The sequence below is a fragment of the Agromyces sp. NPDC029043 genome, assembly GCF_055564615.1.
In genome coordinates this window covers 126,709-142,977 of the sequence record NZ_JBVHVX010000008.1, presented here as the reverse complement: position 1 = coordinate 142,977, position 16,269 = coordinate 126,709, and the positions used below count along the sequence as shown (strand labels likewise).

Genomic DNA, 16,269 nt, shown 5'->3' with positions numbered 1-16,269 from the left:
CGACATGACGAGCGCGCCGGGGGCGCGGGGCAGGGAGCCAGGCAGCGAGTGAGCGATCACGACGACAGGACCCGGGCGGCGACGATCTTCGACGTGGCCCGGCTCGCCGGCGTGTCGCACCAGACGGTGTCGCGCGTGCTCAACGACCTGCCGAACGTGCGCCCGGCGACCCGGGCGCGGGTCGAGCAGGCCATCAAGCAGCTGAGGTACGTGCCGTCGCCGGCGGCGCGAGCGCTCGTGACGCGGCGCACCCGCACGCTGGGGCTCATCGTCACCGGCGCGCCCGACTACGGGCCGTCGTCGACGGCGCTGCACTTCAACGAAGCCGCACGCGATGCGCGGTACGCCGTCATCACGGCGAGCATGCTCGAGACGGATGCCGCGAGCATGCGCTCCACGGCCGAGCTGCTCGTGCGGCAGAACGTCGAGGCGATCGTGCTCATCGCGGCGAACCGGGCCGCGCTCGACGCCCTCGACGGCATCGAGCTCGGCGTGCCGGTGGTCGCCGTGGCCTCGGAGGACCGCGGCTCGATGCACCGGGTCTGGCTCGACCAGTACGCGGGTGCGCGGCTCGCCGTCGAGCACCTCATCGGGCTCGGGCACCGCGGCATCCGTCACGTCGCCGGGCCCGCCAACGCGATGGACGGCGCGGAGCGCGTGCGCGGGTGGAGCGCCGCCCTCGGCGAGCACGGCCTCGCGGCGCGCGAACCGCTGCTCGGCGACTGGTCGCCCGGCAGTGGGTACGTGCACGGGCGCACGCTCGCGACCGACCCCGAGATGACCGCCGTGTTCGTCGCGAACGACCAGATGGCGCTCGGCGTGATGCACGCGTTCGCCGAGGCCGGCCTGTCGGTGCCGGGCGACGTGAGCATCGTGGGGTTCGACGACATCCCCGAGGCGGCGTTCTTCGCGCCGCCGCTGACGACCCTGCGGCAGGACTTCGACGCGCTCGGGCGCGACGCCATGGCGGGCGTGCTCGCCGTGCTCAACGACGACGACCGGATGCCCGCACCGCGCGTGCCCGACCTCGTCGTGCGCACGAGCACGGCCGCGCCGACGCGCGACCGCGCCGCCGTCACCTCCTGAGCCGGCTCGCCCCGACCGGCACTTCGTGCAGGCTCGGGCGCCGGCTCGCCCGGCTGGTGCGGATGCATGAGAATCCCCGGCATACCGCCCCAGGCGGATCTCTGGCGGGGATTCTCATGCGATCGTCGGGAACGCGTGCAGGGCGCTGCGGGCCCCGACGGCCGGCGCCCCTCCCACTCGTGTTCGAGTGCTTCCGTTCGCGGCGAGTGTTGCTGCGGGAACGGCCGCGTTCGGCCCGAACGGTGACACTCGGCCGAGGGCCGGCGGCGGCGGTCTCAGCGCTCGACGTGCTGGTCGAGGAACTCCGCGATCGTCTCGGCCATCTGCTCGGGCTGCCACTGGTGCTGGGCGGCCGGGATGGCGCGGCGCTCGCCGTTCGGGAGCGCGGCGGCGATCGCATCGGCCGCGGGGCCCATCACGTCGAGCGTCTCCTCGCCGACGAGCACGAGCGCGGGCGCCGTGACGCGGCCGAACAGCTCGCGGTGCGGCGCGGACTGCGACCATGCCATGGACTCGGCGTCGGCTTCGAGGCTCGGGCCGATGCGCACCATGAGCGACCAGGACGGGCTCGACTTGGACTGCGCGAGCCATTCGGGCGGCATGTCCTTCATGAAGTACTCGACGACCGCGTCGGGGTCGTCGCCGGCGATGCGATCGCGCAGGCCGGCGAGGAACTCCTCGCCTTCGTTGCCGCCTTCGCGATCGAGCGGCACCTCGAAGACGACGAGCGCGTTCACCGGGAGCCCGGCGGCCGCGCCGGCGAGCGCGATCGCGCCGCCCGACGAGTTGCCGAACAACGCGACCCCGGCGTCGGCGTCGCCGACTCGCTCGAGCTCGCTGACGATGGCCCACAGGTCGGCGATGTTGTCGGCGAGCGTCATGGTCGCGTCGTGCGAGCTCTCGCCGCGGCCGCGCCGGTCGTAGTTGATCACCGAGTAGCCGCGGGCGGCGAGCAGCTTCGCGAGCTGCCTCGTCGTCGGGTCGAACGCGCGGAACTGGAACGCGCCGCCCACGAGGATCACGGGCGGGCCGCTGCCCTCCCGGTCGTAGGCGATCGACGTGCCGTCGCGCGAGATCACGGTGTGGGACATGCGGTCCTCCTCGCAGGTTCGGGTACTGCGTCGGTTCGGCTCCGCGGGCCACGCTACCGGGGCGGGCCGGCGTCCGACAGGGGTTGCGGCGTCGAGCGGATGGCGCGGGGCGCTTCGTGGCACGACGCGCCGTGGCATCCGGCGGCCCGATGTCGGTGGCTGGTGGAAGCATGAGGAACGGACAACACCACATGTGGGGGTCGGGTGGGCCGTGAGGCCCACATGTCGGGATGGCGCGACACGCCGCGACACGCCCGGCATCTCCCCACAGGCGGAATCCGCTCGGACGAGCGGGCCTGTGGAGAACTGCGACCCGAACCGCGGAAATCCGCCGGTCAGGCCCGTCTCGGGCTGGGGATGGACGGTGGAGAACGCGGTGGAAAACTACACGAATGTAACTACAGCATCTTGTGGTCGTGCATTTACTCAGACACTAGATGTAGTATCGAAGTACACCAGGCACCACCGGGGGAACGGCTCCTCAGGAGCCAGAGAAGAGGGGTTTTCGAGATGACGGTCACGGTCTACACCAAGCCTTCCTGCGTGCAGTGCAACGCGACGTACCGGGCCCTCGACAGCAAGGGCATCGAGTACGAGGTGCTCGACCTCTCGCAGGATGAGCAGGCGCTCGCTGCCGTGAAGGAGCTCGGGTACCTGCAGGCCCCCGTCGTCATCACCGACGAAGACCACTGGTCGGGCTTCCGCCCCGACAAGATCGACGAGCTGGCGAGCCGGCTGGCGTAACGCTCCCGGGAGCAGCGACCGGGGGGTCGTGATGCGGAACCTGGAGCAGCAATGACGAACCTCATCTACTTCTCGAGCGTGTCGGGCAACACCGCGCGCTTCATCGAGAAGCTCGGGCGACCGGCGGCGCGCATCCCGCTCCACGCGAGCGATGCGCCGCTCGTCGCCGACGAGCCGTACGTGCTCGTGGTGCCGACCTACGGCGGCGGCGACGGCAAGGGCGCCGTGCCGAAGCAGGTCATCAGGTTCCTGAACGACCCGCGCAATCGCGCACTCATCCGCGGCGTCATCGCCGCCGGCAACACCAACTTCGGTACGGCCTACGGCCTCGCCGGCGACATCGTCGCCGCGAAGTGCCACGTGCCGCACCTGTATCGCTTCGAGGTATTCGGAACACCCGACGACGTTCGCGCCGTCGACGAGGGATTGGACGCATTTTGGTCAACGCAGCAGCATCCGGCAACGACAGTGGCGTAGCGCTCATCGACGCGCCGCGCACCAGCAACGCGGGCATGGACTACCACGCCCTCAACGCGATGCTGAACCTGTACGGGCCGAACGGCGAGATCCAGTTCGAGAAGGACAAGGAAGCCGCGCGCGAGTACTTCCTCCAGCACGTCAACCAGAACACGGTCTTCTTCCACTCGCTGAAGGAGCGGCTCGACTACCTCGTCGAGAAGGAGTACTACGAGCCCGAGGTGCTCGAGCAGTACTCGTTCGAGTTCATCCAGAAGCTCAACGACCTGGCGTACTCGAAGAAGTTCCGCTTCGAGACGTTCCTCGGCGCGTTCAAGTACTACACGAGCTACACGCTGAAGACGTTCGACGGCAAGCGGTACCTCGAGCGCTTCGAGGACCGCGTGGTGATGACCGCGCTCGGCCTCGCGCAGGGCGACGAGCAGCTCGCGATCGACCTGGTCGAGGAGATCATCGGCGGCCGCTTCCAGCCGGCCACGCCGACGTTCCTCAACACGGGCAAGGCGCAGCGCGGCGAGCTCGTCTCGTGCTTCCTGCTCCGCATCGAAGACAACATGGAGTCGATCTCCCGCGGTATCAACTCGTCGCTGCAGCTGTCGAAGCGCGGCGGCGGCGTGGCCCTGCTGCTCAGCAACATCCGCGAGTCGGGTGCGCCCATCAAGCAGATCGAGAACCAGTCGAGCGGCATCATCCCCGTCATGAAGCTGCTCGAGGACTCGTTCTCGTACGCGAACCAGCTCGGCGCGCGCCAGGGCGCCGGCGCGGTGTACCTGTCGGCGCACCACCCCGACATCATGCGGTTCCTCGACACCAAGCGCGAGAACGCCGACGAGAAGATCCGCATCAAGACGCTCTCGCTCGGTGTCGTCATCCCCGACATCACGTTCGAGCTCGCGAAGAACAACGAGGACATGTACCTGTTCTCGCCGTATGACGTCGAGCGCGTCTACGGCAAGCCATTCGGCGACGTGCCGATCACCGAGAACTACCGTGCGATGGTCGACGACCCGCGTATCAAGAAGACGAAGATCAACGCGCGCGAGTTCTTCCAGACGATCGCCGAGATCCAGTTCGAGTCGGGCTACCCGTACATCGTGTTCGAAGACACGGTGAACAAGGCCAACCCGATCAAGGGCCGGATCAACATGTCGAACCTGTGCTCCGAGATCCTGCAGGTCAACACGCCGACGACCTACAACGAAGACCTCAGCTACAACCAGATCGGCAAGGACATCTCCTGCAACCTGGGTTCGCTGAACATCGCGCTGACGATGGACTCGCCCGACTTCGGCAAGACGGTCGAGACCGCCATCCGGGGCCTGACCGCGGTGTCGAACATGTCGCACATCGCGTCGGTGCGCTCGATCGAAGACGGCAACGACAAGTCGCACGCCATCGGCCTCGGCCAGATGAACCTGCACGGCTACCTCGCCCGCGAGCGTATCTTCTACGGCAGCGACGAGGGCGTCGACTTCACGAACATCTACTTCTACACGGTGCTGTTCCACGCGCTGAAGGCGTCGAACAAGATCGCGATCGAGCGCGGCGAGGTGTTCGACGGGTTCTGGGACTCGAAGTACGCGTCGGGTGAGTTCTTCGACAAGTACACGGATGTCGCGTGGGTGCCGCAGACCCCGAAGGTGATCGAGCTCTTCGCCGACGCCGGGGTGCACATCCCGACGCAACACGACTGGCAGGAGCTGAAGGCCTCCATCCAGGAGCACGGCATCTACAACCAGAACCTGCAGGCGGTGCCGCCGACCGGCTCGATCTCGTACATCAACAACTCGACCGCGTCGATCCACCCGATCGCGTCGAAGATCGAGATCCGCAAGGAAGGCAAGCTCGGTCGCGTCTACTACCCGGCGGCGTTCATGACGAACGACAACCTCGAGTACTACCAGGACGCGTACGAGATCGGTTACGAGAAGGTCATCGACACCTACGCCGCGGCGACGCAGCACGTCGACCAGGGTCTCTCGCTCACCCTCTTCTTCAAGGACACCGCGACGACGCGCGACATCAACAAGGCGCAGATCTATGCGTGGAAGAAGGGCATCAAGACCATCTACTACATCCGGCTCCGCCAGCTCGCGCTCGAGGGCACGGAGCTCGACATGTGCGTCAGCTGCACGCTGTAGTGAGTAATCCTCAGTATCGACATCCGCTTCGAGCCATCCGTTTCAGAAGGAACTGACATGACCCTCACCGACCCGGTCAACTCGGCCACGAACGACCCCGCCCACCAGGGCAAGGTCAAGCTGGTCGACCACGTCAACGCGATCAACTGGAACCGCATCCAGGACGACAAGGATCTCGAGGTCTGGAACCGTCTCGTGAACAACTTCTGGCTGCCCGAGAAGGTGCCGCTGTCGAACGACATCCAGTCGTGGAACACGCTCACCGCCGAGGAGCAGCAGCTCACGATGCGCGTGTTCACGGGCCTGACGCTGCTCGACACCATCCAGGGCACGGTCGGCGCGGTGTCGCTGATCCCCGACTCGCTGACCCCTCATGAAGAGGCGGTGTACACCAACATCGCGTTCATGGAGTCGGTGCACGCGAAGAGCTACTCCTCGATCTTCTCGACGCTGTGCTCCACGAAGGACATCGACGAGGCGTTCCGCTGGTCGGTCGAGAACGAGAACCTTCAGAAGAAGGCCGCGATCGTCATGGAGTACTACCAGGGCGACTCCCCGCTGAAGCGCAAGGTGGCTTCGACGCTGCTCGAGTCGTTCCTGTTCTACTCGGGCTTCTACCTCCCGATGCACTGGTCGTCGCGGGCGAAGCTGACGAACACGGCCGACCTGATCCGCCTCATCATTCGCGACGAGGCCGTGCACGGGTACTACATCGGCTACAAGTTCCAGAAGGGCCTCGAGCGGGTGGATGACGCGACCCGCGACGAGATCAAGGACTACACGTTCTCGCTGCTCTACGAGCTCTACGACAACGAGGTGCAGTACACGCAGGACCTCTACGACGGCGTCGGCCTCACCGAAGACGTCAAGAAGTTCCTCCACTACAACGCCAACAAGGCCCTCATGAACCTCGGCTACGAACCGATGTTCCCGAAGACCGTCACCGACGTGAACCCTGCGATCCTCGCGGCCCTCTCGCCGAACGCCGACGAGAACCACGACTTCTTCTCAGGGTCGGGCTCGTCGTACGTGATCGGGAAGGCGGTCGTGACGGAGGACGAGGACTGGGACTTCTAGGCGGAAGAGACTGGTCACCGATCTACGCCCAGCAAGAACGTGTCGTCGCATCGTGAGGCTGTACACGATCGGGTTCACGAAGAAGCCCGCCAGTCAGTTCTTCGGCCTGCTTCGTCGCAGTGGCGCGACGGTACTTGTAGATACGCGGCTGAACAATGTCTCGCAGCTCGCAGGGTTCTCGAAGCGCAACGACCTGGAGTTCTTCGTGCGAGAGCTCTGTGACATGTCCTACCGCCACGAGCTTCGGCTGGCCCCCAGTGCCCAGTTCTTGACTGCGTACAAGACGGGCAAGTGGTCCTGGGAAAGGTACCAGGAGGCATACCTTGAACTGCTCCGCGGGCGAAGCGTCGAAACGTCACTGCAGCCCCGGGAGTTCGACAACGCCGTATTGCTCTGTTCTGAAGCGACACCCGACCATTGCCACCGCAGATTGGCTGCCGAGTACCTCGCGGCAGCCTGGGATGACATGGAGATCGTGCACCTCTGATCAGCTGCAAGATCGCGGCATGACGCGACCGTCGTCTTCAGCCGTCGGCCGGCGCGGCGGGTTGTGATGAACTCGAGGCGGACACCGTTCTCGGCGAAGTCAGCGCAGGAAGGTGTCGGCCAGTCCCTCCGGGCCGCCATGCCGACGCCACGATGCAGCGATCACGCGGTAGGCCCGCTCGCCGGCATCCTTGCAGACATCACGCACCTCGGGATCCCGCACGACCTCGCCGCAGGCCTTGCGCAGGGCCGGTCGCCGCAGCAGGACAGCGGCCGAGACCGCCGCCGCAGCTCCGAGGGGAAACAGCATCAGCCAGGGGCTGCTGTTGCGAGGGCGGGCGTCGTATCGAGGCTCGCTCGGGCCCGTCCCGGACGAAGGCGTGTCCTGCTCCGACCGCTCCGACCACGTCGGCAGTGCGCTCATAGTCATGATGATCTCCCTATATAGTGGGCGTACGCGGAGCTAAGTTAGCCCCGTATTAGCCCGACTATAGGCATCAAGTTAGGGGGCGTCAATAGTGGCAACCGAGCGCGCAGCTCTTACGCCCCGCCTGACGGCGCAGGCATCCGTCCTCAAGGCGTGGGGACGCGAGTGGCGACGCGCCAACGGCAAGGGCCAGCAGGACCTGGGGCGGATCGCGGGATATGGAAGCGACGAGAGCCCGAAGAGCGCAGCCGTCGCGATCTCCCGCATCGAGTCCGGCAAGACCGACCCGACCGGTCGGTACCGCCAACGTCTCCTGGACGCGCTCGGACACACCGAGGCAGAGCTCGAGGAGGAGACGGAGCGAGCGCTCGTACTGCTCTCACGCCCCGGCGCCTTCGCACGAGCCATGGCTGGACCGATCCACCTCGAGAACGAGGCCCGGCGAGCCCAGATCATCGCATCGTCGAACCTGCTCACCGAACGCGTCACCTTCCAGATCCGCAACTCCGAGCGCACGCTCGAGCGAGCGCGCAATGCATTCGCGCTGCCGTTCCTCGAGACCGCCGCGAGGGTCGACTGGCAACTGCTGCTCGATACCCTCGATGCCGAGCCGACCGACGGGACGGCGGGATCCCTCGAGGGCGAGATCAGAGGGCTCAGGACACGAACGGAGGTCAGCATCGTGAAGACGGTGACCGAGAGGAGTGCGGCCGCGGGCGCCGAGGCTGGGCCGGGTTCAGGAACCGCGGCCGGTGTGTTCGTCGCCCTCGCGGCCGCCGGGACTGCGTCGACCGGCACCGCGATCGCCTCGCTCTCCGGCGCGGCTGCCTCCAGCACGACCCTCGCCTGGCTCGGAGGCGGTTCACTTGCCGCGGGGCGCGTGGGCGTAGCGGGTAGCGCGGCGGTCCTGGCCGGCATCGTCGCCTTGCCCGCGCTTCTGGCCATCGGTGGAGTTCTCGTCTGGAAGGGCCGCAAGCTCCGCAAGGAAGCCGAAGCAGAAGCCGAGAAACTCGATGCCGCCCAGCAGGCGCTGGAGGACATGCAGGACGCCCTGCCACGCGCGGAGAGGTGGAACGACGCCCAGCAAGCCATCATCCAGCGCGCCGAACTGCTCGGGCGCACCATCCATTCCCGCTACACAGAGGCACCTCCGTTCGCCCCGACATCCGGGCAGGACGCGAGCCGCCGGATCGAGTGGGACGCGATTTCCCCCGACGTCCGGAAGGCACTCGAGATCGAGCTCAAGCTGCTCAGCATCATTCTCGACACACAGGCGCTGCCGGTCTGGCTGGGTGTGACGAGCGTCAACGAGCCCGACCTCACGGCTTCCCAGGAGAAGACCGCGACCGTGTCGGAAGAGTGGATCGACCAGAGTCTGGCGGTCGCTCAGCACGACCTCGACGACCATGAAGAACGGGTGCGGAGCCTCTTGGCTCGAGACTCGCAGGACTAGCGGACGTCCCTCTGCGCGACGCTCTCCGACGGCACCTCCTCGCAGCGGATTGCGACGGCATCGCCGGGTCCAGGGTGGTTCGTTATCGCGATTCAGTCGCGGCCGGCTCGCGAGGCGGGTTGTGCATGAACTCGAGGCGGATGCCGTTGGCGTCCTCGACGAACGCGGCATAGTAGCGGTCGTTGAAGCGCGGGAACAGCTTCGGCCCGCTCACCGCTGTCCGGCATCCGTCGCGATCTGGTGGAGGCGGTCGACTTCGGCGCGCGAGGCGACGGGGAAGGCGAGGTGCTGCCATCCGACCCGGCCGTGGCGGTGCGGTCCGCTGCCCGGTTCGCGGGCGGGGAACAGGATCAGTTCCTCCTCGCCGAGGGACCAGGACACGCTGCTGTCGGCGTCCTGCCGGGTGCAGCCGAGCGCCTGCATCACCGGGTCGAACTGGGCGATCGAACGGGGGAGATCATCGAAGGTGATGCCGATGTGGTCGAAGAGAGGCACCGGGACATCCTATGGACGGGTGCCATCGGCGGGGGCACGCGCCTAGCTTGGACGCATGACGCTCTCCGAGGCCGACCTCGTCCATCTGCGCCGGGCCGTCGAGCTCGCGCGTGAAGCGCTCGACGCCGGCGACGGTCCGTTCGGGTCGGTGCTCGTCGACGCGGCCGGCACCGTGCGGTTCGAGGACCGCAACCGCGAGGCGACGGCGGGGGATGCCACGCGACATCCGGAGTTCGAGATCGCGCGCTGGGCGGCGGCGAACCTGACCGCCGACGAACGGGCGGCGGCGACGGTGTACACCTCGGGGGAGCACTGCCCGATGTGCTCGGCGGCGCACGCATGGGTCGGGCTCGGGCGAATCGTGTACGTTGCCTCGGCCGAGCAGATCAGCGGATGGCGCTCAGCGCTCGAGGCCGCGCCATCCGCCGTCGCCGTCTTGCCGATCAAAGCCGTCGCGCCGGGGCTGCCCGTCGAGGGGCCGGTCGAGGAGCTCGTCCCCAAGATTCGTGAGCTGATCGAGGGCGCGGTGCGGTCCGCGTAGTCAGATGTGGGCAAGGCGCCGCCGACCTGATCTGATGCTGCGCGGGTCGTCACTCCGAGGGAGTGGTGCCCTCTGCCGGCAGGCTGTGCCAGATCTCGAAGGTGAGCTCCGATGCCCGCTCGGCGTCGCCGCTCTCGAGGAGCTGGATCAGCCGTTCATGCCGTTCGACCGCTGCCCGCCCGTCCGTTGCGAAGCGGTCGCGTTCCGCTCGACGCACGACCGGGCCGAACTGGTCGAGCACCGACTCGATGGCGCGGTTCCCGAGAATGGCGACCGGGATCGCGTGCAGCTCCTCGTCGGCGTCGAGCGCAGCGGCGGTGTCGCCGGCGCTCAGCGCCCGCGCGAACCGGTCGTTCGCTTCGCGCATGCGCGCCACCTCGGCGTCGGACAGGTTGCCCGCCATCTCTCGGGCGACCAGGACGTGCATGGCGGCGACCACGTCGCGAGCGTCCTTGACGGCCTTCGGGTCGATGGTGCTCACCGTCGTCGATCGTCCGGGCACGGCGACCACGAGTCCGCTCGCGCCGAGACGAAGGAGTGCTTCGCGAACCGGGGTTCGGCTGACGCCGAGCCACTCCGCCAGGTCGGCATCCTTCAGTTGCTCCCCGGGCAGGAACGTGCCGTCGACGATCGCGTCGCGGAGCCGCCGGTACACGTCGTCGCGCAGCAGCGACCGGTCGACACCGGGGACAGTCCTGGGAATCGGCATGCAATATATTGCCCACACTCAAGCTCACGGATGCAACTCGACCGGCATGTCATTGTCGCGTCCACCGAAATGCAATATATTGCACATCGCCGGTGTTACACAAACTGATCGCAACCCACCCGGCCGATCGGCCGCGAAGGAAGGAAGAGACATGAACACCGCACACGACATCACCAACATCGTCCTCGTGCACGGGGCGTTCGCGGATGGATCCGGATGGCGCCGCGTGTACGACCTGCTGACCGCGCGCGGCTATCGGGTCTCGATCGTGCAGAATCCCCTCACCTCGCTCGAGGCCGACGTGGCCGCCACGAAGCGAGTGCTCGACCTCCAGGACGGGCCGACGATCCTCGTCGCCCATTCGTGGGGCGGCACCGTCATCACCGAGGCGGGCGTCCATCCCAACGTCGCCGGACTGGTGTACGTGTCCGCGCTGGCGCCCGACGCCGGCGAGACCACCGCTCAGCAGTACGAGGGGTTCGCGCCCACGCCCGAGTTCGTCATCGACGTCGGCGACGACGGGTACGGCTACCTCGACCGCGACGCCTTCCACGCCGGATTCGCCGCAGACCTCAACGACGCCGACGCGGCCTTCCTCGCCGACAGCCAGGTGCCCATCGACATGGGCGTGTTCGGAACCCCGGTGAGCGTGGCCGCCTGGCGGGACAAGCCGAGCTGGGCCGTCATCGCGACCGAGGACAAGGCATTCGACCAGGCCATGCTGCAGCACATGGCCTCGCGCATCGGCGCCGACATCACCAACGTCCCGGGCAGCCACGCGCTGTTCATCAGCCAGGCCGAGGCGGTCGCCGACGTCATCGTCGCCGCAGCCGAGCGCAGCGCGACGCCCTGACGTCGTCGCTGCCTCCGGGGCCGGCTCGCCCACCAGGAGCGAGCTGGCCCTGGGGACTGCTGAGCGATCTCGTGCCTCGATCCCGGGTCGGGCCACGTCAGTTGATGATCTCGCCCCGCTCGGCGTTGATCGCGGCGATCCGGTCCCGCCATTCCTGCAGCGCTTCGGACGTCAGCCGCGTCCAATCGGCGACCTCGCCCAGGACCCTGAGTGGAGCGCTGCTGCGGTACGAGCGAGTGGGGTTGCCCGGGAACTTCTTGTCGGTCACGTTCGGGTCGTCTTCGAAGGGCCCGGTCGGCTCGACGAGGTAGACGCGCGGCGGCGCGTCGCCGGCCGCGAGTTCCGCGGCGAGGCCGGCGCCGTCGCGCATCGCGGTGAAGTAGATGTGGTTCATCACGATCTCGGGCCGGTAGTTCGAGCGGAACCCCGCCGTGAGCAGATCGCCGACCTGCAGGTCGGCTTTCGTGCCGTGGTAGAACGGCCCGTCGTCCAGAGGATGGGTCACGGCGACAGCCTAAGCCGCCGACCTCACGCCTGCCCCGCGGTGATCACCTCGGCCGCGCGAAGCGTCCGGGTGTAGTCCTCCTTCAGCACCGCGAGATGGAACCACGCCTCGGTGTGGCTCACCCCAGGCAGGGCGCGGATCCGCTCGAGCGCCTCGTACAGGGCGCCGGGGGATGGCTCGACGAGCGTCATCACGAGGTCGAACCGCCCCAGCGTGCGGGCCGCGAAGTCGATGCCGCGCCATCCGCGGATCGCCTCGATGACCGCGTCGTCGTTGCCGGACAGGTTCAGCCCGACGCCGAGCGAGAGCTGCCGCTGCGCCAGTCCGCGCGCCTCGACGGCGCTGATCTTGATGACGCCGCCCGAGATGAGCCGCTCGACGCGCGTCGCGACCGCGGACGGCGAGAGCCGCACCGCTTCGCCCAACGCCCGGAAGCTCGCGCGACCGTCGCGCTGCAGGTGCTCGATGAGCTCGGCGTCGATGCCGTCGATCCTGACGCCACCGCGGTACTCGGAGACGAAGAAGCCCTTGATCACCTTGGAGTAGATGAGGGTATTGATGTCGGCGACGCCGGGCAGCGCGCGGATCTCGGCGAGCAGCGCGTGGAGCGCCGGCATGGTGCCGAGCCGGATCTCGGTGACGAGGTCGTGGACGCCGCCGACCGCGGAGACGAGCACGGTCTCGGGGACGCCGCGGAGGTGCTCGGCGACCGGCTCGGTCGTGCCATCCGTGCGGATGGACACATGAGCGAGCACGTTCTGCCCCAGGAACGCGGGATCGACCGCCGCGAGGACCCGAACCGTGCCATCCTTCACCATCATCCGAAGGCGCGACGAAACGGCGGCTCGCGAGTGCCCGAGCCGCACCGCGAGATCGTGGATGCTCGCGCGACCGTCATCCTGCAGCGCGCGAATGAGATCGGCGTCGAAGTTCACCACGCTCGGCCCGATTCGCCGAGATTCCTTCGAACGCACAAGCCCCGTGACATATCACCAGCCTAGGTGGGCTGCGAGTCAGCACCAAGCGCCGAAATGCGCCACGGCCGAGACAGAACACCAGCGGATGGCGCCCTCCGCTGGAGTTCCGCAGTTGCCGCCGCCCCATCGGAGCCATAGCCTTCACGCGTCGTCGGCTCGTCGGCGGCCACCCAGGAGCATCCATCCGCAAAGGAGCGGTCATGACCACATCGCACAGATCGGCCAGGCGTGCCGGGTTCGCGGCCTTCGTCGGCACCACCATCGAGTGGTACGACTTCTACGTCTACGCCACCGCGGCGGCACTCGTCTTCGGCCCCCTGTTCTTCCCGAGCGGCGACCCCCTCGCCGAGACGGCGGCTGCGTTCGCGACGTTCGCCGTCGCCTTCGTCGTGCGCCCCTTCGGCGGCATCCTCTTCGGCCACATCGGCGACAAGCTCGGCCGCCGGGTCTCGCTCGTGATCACCCTCCTGCTCATGGGCATCGCCACGGTCCTGGTCGGCCTGCTCCCGACGTACGAGACGATCGGCCTCGCCGCACCCATCCTCCTGATCCTGCTCCGCGCCCTCCAGGGCCTCGCGGTCGGCGGGGAGTGGGGCGGCGCGGTGCTCATGAGCGTCGAGCACGCGCCCGAGAAGTCGAAGACCTTCTACGGCGGCTTCACCCAGCTGGGCAACCCGGCAGGCGCGCTGCTCGCGTCGGGCGTGTTCGCGATCATGACCCGCTTCGGCGACGATTTCATCATCAACGGCGGATGGCGCATCCCGTTCCTGCTCTCGATCGTGCTGATCGGCGTCGGCCTCTGGGTCCGCTACCGGGTCGAGGAGACGCCGGTGTTCGAGCAGAAGGTCGAGGGTCGCAAGCAGTCGATGCCGCTCGCGTTCGCGCTCCGCAACAACTGGAAGCCGATCCTCCTCGGCATCGGCCTGCTCCCGATCTCGACCGGCGGCTACTACCTCGCGACCACGTTCGCCACCGCCTACGCCACCGGCGAGCCGATCTCCATCAGCGAGCAGGTCATCCTCGACGCGATGACGATCGCCTCGTTCGTCGAGTTCGTGGTGACGCTGCCGGTCGCCTGGCTCGGCGACAAGTGGGGCCGCAAGAACGTCATGTACATCGGGCTGATCACCTCGGTCCTCACGTTCATCCCATTCATGCTGGTGCTGCCGGGCCGAATCGAGCCGCTGATCTTCCTGCTTGCCTCGCTGGTGCGCATCGCGATGAGCGCGACCTACGCGCCGATCGCCGCGATCCTCGCCCAGATGTTCCGGCCGCAGGCGCGCTACACCTCCATTGCGCTCTCGTACGGCGTCGGCGCGGCGATCTGGGCCGGCTTCTCGCCGTGGTTCGCCACGCAGCTCATCGCCTGGACGGGCAGCATCTGGTCGGTCATCGCCATGTTCACCGGCATGGCCATCCTCGCCGGCATCTGCACGAAGCTGGCGCCGCAGCACTCGGATGAGGCGCCGGTCACGGCCTCGTTCAACGCCCGCACCGACACGACGGCGAACCGCACGGCATGAGGAAGCTCACCGCCTTCGACCGGCCGGTCCAGGCCGCGCCGCGCCTCGTGACCGCCCGCGCCATCCACACCGTCGACCCGGCGTCGACCGTGGCCACCGCGATGCTCCTCGACCGCGGACGCATCCTCGCGATCGGCTCCACGGCCGACTGCGAGGCCGCGGCCCAGGCCGCCGGGCTGGTGCCCGAGCGCACCGACCTCGGCGACGCGGTCGTCGTTCCCGGATTCATCGACCCGCACGCGCATCCGCTGATGTACGGGCAGATGATGACGTGGGTCGACTGCGGGCCGGCGAAGGCGGGGAGCATTCCTGAGATCATCGCGCTGCTGAAGGCCGCGGCCGCCGAGCTGCCCGACGGACGACCGGTGCGCGGCTACGGCTACGAGCACCGCAACCTCGCCGAGCAGCGCCATCCGACCCGCTTCGAGCTCGACGAGGTGGCGACGGATCGCCAGGTCTACCTCATGAACGCGTCGGGGCACGGCGGCGTGGTGAACTCGTACACGCTCGAGACCAACGGCGTCGACCGCGACACCCCGAACCCCGACGGCGGCGAGTTCTTCCGCGACGCCGACGGCGAGCTCACGGGCGAGTTGTCGGATGCCGCCTGCAACATCCTGACCGGAGTACACGGCGTGAAGGTCGGCCACCACGGGCCGAACTTCCACCTCGCCGACGAGCCCGACGAGCACCTGCGGCAGCTGGATGTCGCGACCCAGCGCTTCCTCGCGGGCGGGGTCACGACCATCGGCGACGCCCAGGTGTCGCGCCGGGAGTTCGACATGTACCTGCGGCTGGCCGAGGCCGGACGGCTCGAGCTGCGCGTCTCGATGTACCTGCTCTCGCACCTGCTCGACGACGCGCTCGACATGGGGCTCGTCGGCCAATTCGGGAACGCGCACCTGAGCTTCGCGGGCATCAAGCTCTACGCCGACGGCACCCTGGGCGGCTGGACCGCGTACTTCCCGGACGGATACGTCGGCGACCCGTGCCGCACAGGACAGCTGTACCACGAGCCCGCCGAGTACGCCGAGCTCATCCGAAAGGCGCACATCGCCGGCCTGCAGACCGCGACGCACGCCCAGTCGCCGACCGCGATCGAGATGGTCGTGTCGGCGATCGAGGCGGCGCTCGCCGAGCGCCCCGACGACGACGCGCGGCACCGCATCGAGCACTGCGGGCTGCCGACACCAGAGCAGATCCAGCGGATGGCGGCGGCCGGCATCCGCCCGGTGAACCAGCCGCAGCACTACTACAACTGGGGCGAGGGCGTCGAGGACGCCATCGGCACCCCGGGCGAGCGGTTCAACCCACTCGGCGAGTTCGCCGCGGCCGGCGTGCCGATCACGATCTCGTCGGACGCTCCGGTCGCCGACCCGATCCCGCTCGAGGCGATCCAGACCGCGGTCACCCGGGTCACGCGGCGCGGCCGCCGGCTCGGATCCGACGACCTGCGGATCCCGGCCGAGGCGGCGCTGCGCGCGCACACCTACGAGGGTGCGGTCTCGCTCGGGCGCGAGGACGACCTCGGCTCGCTCGAGGTCGGCAAGTACGCGGACTTCGCGGTGCTCGCCGACGACCCGCTCGTCGCCGAGCCGGAACGGATCGCCGAGATCACCGTGCTCGAGACGTGGGTCGGCGGGGAACCGCGCCACCGCGCGGCCTGACGAAAGGATGACCATGA

18 protein-coding genes are annotated in these 16,269 nt (G+C 68.1%); 11 read left to right on the top strand and 7 right to left on the bottom strand.

The window, feature by feature from the left end:
* Nucleotides 1-48: 48 nt before the first annotated feature.
* On the top strand, nt 49-1,086 hold the full coding sequence (locus ACZ4TW_RS12240) for a LacI family DNA-binding transcriptional regulator (RefSeq protein WP_465542997.1): 1,038 nt from the start codon (nt 49-51) through the stop codon (nt 1,084-1,086).
* A 275-nt stretch (nt 1,087-1,361) separates the two neighbouring features.
* Here the strand turns inward: ACZ4TW_RS12240 and ACZ4TW_RS12235 are convergent, their stop codons facing one another.
* Nucleotides 1,362-2,315 carry an alpha/beta fold hydrolase gene (locus tag ACZ4TW_RS12235; protein ID WP_465542996.1) on the bottom strand — a complete coding sequence of 318 codons (954 nt, stop codon included), beginning with the start codon at nt 2,313-2,315 and terminating at the stop codon, nt 1,362-1,364.
* Between the two features lie 372 nt (nt 2,316-2,687).
* Here ACZ4TW_RS12235 and nrdH point away from each other — a divergent pair, with 372 nt between their 5' ends.
* Genes nrdH through ACZ4TW_RS12210 form a run of 5 tightly spaced genes read left to right on the top strand, consistent with a single transcriptional unit; the run spans nt 2,688 to nt 7,103 of the window.
* Nucleotides 2,688-2,921, top strand: a complete 234-nt coding sequence (gene nrdH / locus ACZ4TW_RS12230) for a glutaredoxin-like protein NrdH (RefSeq protein ID WP_204392042.1) — start codon at nt 2,688-2,690, stop codon at nt 2,919-2,921.
* Nucleotides 2,922-2,972: 51 nt separating this feature from the next.
* Nucleotides 2,973-3,398, top strand: a complete 426-nt coding sequence (gene nrdI, locus ACZ4TW_RS12225) for a class Ib ribonucleoside-diphosphate reductase assembly flavoprotein NrdI (protein ID WP_465542995.1) — start codon at nt 2,973-2,975, stop codon at nt 3,396-3,398.
* A gap of 35 nt (nt 3,399-3,433) precedes the next feature.
* Nucleotides 3,434-5,539, top strand: a complete 2,106-nt coding sequence (nrdE, locus tag ACZ4TW_RS12220) for a class 1b ribonucleoside-diphosphate reductase subunit alpha (protein ID WP_465542994.1) — start codon at nt 3,434-3,436, stop codon at nt 5,537-5,539.
* A 57-nt stretch (nt 5,540-5,596) separates the two neighbouring features.
* On the top strand, nt 5,597-6,616 hold the full coding sequence (gene nrdF / locus ACZ4TW_RS12215; RefSeq protein WP_465542993.1) for a class 1b ribonucleoside-diphosphate reductase subunit beta: 1,020 nt from the start codon (nt 5,597-5,599) through the stop codon (nt 6,614-6,616).
* A 52-nt stretch (nt 6,617-6,668) separates the two neighbouring features.
* Nucleotides 6,669-7,103 (top strand): DUF488 domain-containing protein, encoded by a 435-nt coding sequence (locus ACZ4TW_RS12210; protein WP_465542992.1) that lies wholly within the window; start codon nt 6,669-6,671, stop codon nt 7,101-7,103.
* A 99-nt stretch (nt 7,104-7,202) separates the two neighbouring features.
* On the opposite strand, the gene ACZ4TW_RS12205 is transcribed toward ACZ4TW_RS12210, so the two are convergent.
* A complete protein-coding gene (locus tag ACZ4TW_RS12205) occupies nt 7,203-7,526 on the bottom strand; it encodes a hypothetical protein (protein WP_465542991.1) in 324 nt (107 codons plus the stop codon).
* A 94-nt stretch (nt 7,527-7,620) separates the two neighbouring features.
* Here ACZ4TW_RS12205 and ACZ4TW_RS12200 point away from each other — a divergent pair, with 94 nt between their 5' ends.
* Nucleotides 7,621-8,982 (top strand): helix-turn-helix domain-containing protein, encoded by a 1,362-nt coding sequence (locus tag ACZ4TW_RS12200; protein WP_465542990.1) that lies wholly within the window; start codon nt 7,621-7,623, stop codon nt 8,980-8,982.
* Nucleotides 8,983-9,064: 82 nt separating this feature from the next.
* Here ACZ4TW_RS12200 and ACZ4TW_RS12195 read toward each other — a convergent pair whose 3' ends face one another.
* Together ACZ4TW_RS12195 and ACZ4TW_RS12190 are read right to left on the bottom strand one after the other, a co-directional pair.
* The gene (locus tag ACZ4TW_RS12195; protein ID WP_465542989.1) at nt 9,065-9,196 is read right to left on the bottom strand and encodes a hypothetical protein; all 132 of its coding nucleotides are present in this window, start codon (nt 9,194-9,196) and stop codon (nt 9,065-9,067) included.
* Nucleotides 9,193-9,477, bottom strand: a complete 285-nt coding sequence (locus ACZ4TW_RS12190; RefSeq protein WP_465542988.1) for a VOC family protein — start codon at nt 9,475-9,477, stop codon at nt 9,193-9,195. Before ACZ4TW_RS12190 ends, ACZ4TW_RS12195 begins: the two co-directional genes overlap by 4 nt.
* Before the next feature lie 55 nt (nt 9,478-9,532).
* Between ACZ4TW_RS12190 and ACZ4TW_RS12185 the strand changes: the two genes are divergently transcribed.
* Nucleotides 9,533-10,018, top strand: a complete 486-nt coding sequence (locus ACZ4TW_RS12185) for a nucleoside deaminase (RefSeq protein WP_465542987.1) — start codon at nt 9,533-9,535, stop codon at nt 10,016-10,018.
* A 49-nt stretch (nt 10,019-10,067) separates the two neighbouring features.
* On the opposite strand, the gene ACZ4TW_RS12180 is transcribed toward ACZ4TW_RS12185, so the two are convergent.
* Nucleotides 10,068-10,727, bottom strand: a complete 660-nt coding sequence (locus ACZ4TW_RS12180) for a GntR family transcriptional regulator (RefSeq protein WP_465542986.1) — start codon at nt 10,725-10,727, stop codon at nt 10,068-10,070.
* A 151-nt stretch (nt 10,728-10,878) separates the two neighbouring features.
* Between ACZ4TW_RS12180 and ACZ4TW_RS12175 the strand changes: the two genes are divergently transcribed.
* Complete coding sequence (locus ACZ4TW_RS12175) at nt 10,879-11,580, top strand: alpha/beta fold hydrolase (protein WP_465542985.1); 702 nt, start codon at nt 10,879-10,881, stop codon at nt 11,578-11,580.
* Between the two features lie 97 nt (nt 11,581-11,677).
* Here the strand turns inward: ACZ4TW_RS12175 and arr are convergent, their stop codons facing one another.
* A complete protein-coding gene (arr, locus tag ACZ4TW_RS12170) occupies nt 11,678-12,085 on the bottom strand; it encodes an NAD(+)--rifampin ADP-ribosyltransferase (RefSeq protein WP_465542984.1) in 408 nt (135 codons plus the stop codon).
* A 23-nt stretch (nt 12,086-12,108) separates the two neighbouring features.
* Complete coding sequence (locus ACZ4TW_RS12165; protein WP_465542983.1) at nt 12,109-13,023, bottom strand: Lrp/AsnC family transcriptional regulator; 915 nt, start codon at nt 13,021-13,023, stop codon at nt 12,109-12,111.
* Between the two features lie 239 nt (nt 13,024-13,262).
* Between ACZ4TW_RS12165 and ACZ4TW_RS12160 the strand changes: the two genes are divergently transcribed.
* Both ACZ4TW_RS12160 and ACZ4TW_RS12155 read left to right on the top strand, forming a co-directional pair.
* Nucleotides 13,263-14,585, top strand: a complete 1,323-nt coding sequence (locus ACZ4TW_RS12160) for an MFS transporter (RefSeq protein ID WP_465542982.1) — start codon at nt 13,263-13,265, stop codon at nt 14,583-14,585.
* Entirely contained in the window at nt 14,582-16,252 is a 1,671-nt protein-coding gene (locus tag ACZ4TW_RS12155) for an amidohydrolase (protein ID WP_465542981.1), read from the top strand. Before ACZ4TW_RS12160 ends, ACZ4TW_RS12155 begins: the two co-directional genes overlap by 4 nt.
* Nucleotides 16,253-16,269: the final 17 nt, after the last annotated feature.